At 71.6% G+C, this 1,817-nt stretch carries 1 protein-coding gene; it reads right to left on the reverse strand.

The features are described from left to right. Positions 1 to 1,817, reverse strand: a 1,817-nt coding sequence (locus ACF1CT_RS37355; protein WP_391788491.1) for a condensation domain-containing protein, incomplete at both ends; no start/stop codon positions are given.

The raw sequence follows: 1,817 nt of genomic DNA on the forward strand, positions 1-1,817 counted from the left end.
TCGGGGTCGATGGGGAGGTAGGCGGCGCCGGTCTTGAGGACGGCGAGGATGGTGGTGACGAGGTCGGTGCCGCGGGGCAGGGCGAGGGCGACGTGGTGTTCGGGTCCGATGCCCCGGCCGATGAGGTGGTGGGCGAGGCGGTTGGCGCGGGTGTTCAGCTCCGCGTACGTGAGGGCGCTGCCGTCCTGCTCCACGGCGACGGCGTGCGGGGTGCGGGCGGCCTGTGCCTCGAACAGTTCGGGCAGGGTGGCGACGGCGACGGTGTGCGCGGTGTCGTTCCACTCCCGCAGTAGCTGCCGCTGTTCCTCCTCGGAGAGGACCTCCAGGGTGTTCAGCGCTCGGGACGGATCGGCCACCACCGACCGCAGCAGCCGTTCCAGCCGGTCCGCGACCGCGACGGCGGTCTCCCGGTCGAAGAGATCCGTCGCGAACTCCACGACCCCGCCGAGCCCGCGCGGCGCCCCCTGGGCGTCGAAGCGCTCCCCGAGACTGACGGCCAGATCCACCTTCGCTATGCCGGCATGCACGTCCTCGTCCTCCGTGACCTGGAGGCCGGGCATGTCGAAGTCGCCCTGTGCGGCGTTCTGGAGGACCAGCATCACCTGGAAGAGCGGGTGGTGGGCGAGTGAGCGGGTGGGGTTGACGATTTCGACGAGTCGTTCGAAGGGGACGTCCTGGTGGGCGTAGGCGGCGAGGTTCGTCTCGCGGACCCGGTCGAGGAGTTCGGTGAAGGTGGGGTCGCCGGAGGTGTCGGTGCGCAGGACGAGGGTGTTGACGAAGAAACCGACCAGGTTGTCGAGGGCGTCGTCGGTCCGGCCCGCGATCGGGGTGCCGATCGGGATGTCGTTGCCCGCGCCGAGGCGGGTGAGCAGGGCGGTGAGACCGGCGTGCAGCACCATGAAGACGGTGACCTGGTGCTCGCGGGCGAGTGCGACGATTCCCGCGTGCAGCTCGGCGTCCCAGGAGAGGGGCACGGTGGCGCCGTGGTGCCCGGCGACGGCCGGACGCGGCCGGTCCGTGGGCAGCCGGAGCTGCTCGGGCATGCCGGCCAGAGCGGTGCGCCAGTGGTCGATCTGCCGGGAGACGACACTCTCCGGGTCGGACTCCTCGCCGAGCACCTCCCGCTGCCACAACGCGTAGTCGGCATACTGCACCGGCAACGGCTCCCAGCGCGGCGCACCACCCTCCCCGCGCGCGACGTAGGCGTGTGCCACATCGTGGGCCAGCGGGTCGGTCGACCAGCCGTCACTGGCGATGTGATGGGCGAGCAGCAGCAGCACGTGCTCGTCCTCCGCCAGGCGGAACAACGTGACGCGCAGAGGAAGTTCGGATGCCAGGTCGAAGGGGTACCTGATCGCCCGGGCCAGTGCCTCGTCGTACCCGGCGGCGTCGGTCTCCACCGTCTCCAGCGTGGGCCGGGCGGCCTCGCCGTCCAGGATGTGCTGGTAGGGGGTGCCGTCCCGCTCCGGGAAGACGGTGCGCAGGCTCTCGTGCCGCCGGACCAGGTCCTCGATCGCCGCGCGCAGGGCGGTGACGTCGAGTTCGCCCTTCAGCCGCAGTGCCATCGGCACGTTGTACGTGGCGCTGGGGCCCTCCAGCCGGTACAGGAACCACAGGCGCCGCTGGGCGAAGGACAGCGGCAGCCGCTCGGGCCGCGCCATCGGCGCCAGCGCCGTGCGGGCTCCGTCGGCCTCACCGAGACGCACCGCGAGACCCGCGACGGTCGGTGTTTCGAAGAGGTCGCGGACGGTGAGTTCGGTGTTGAGGGTGGTGCGGATGCGGCTGAGGAGGCGGACGGCGGAGAGGGAGTGTCCGCC

This window comes from Streptomyces sp. NPDC014734 (assembly GCF_043083325.1).
GTDB lineage: Bacteria > Actinomycetota > Actinomycetes > Streptomycetales > Streptomycetaceae > Streptomyces.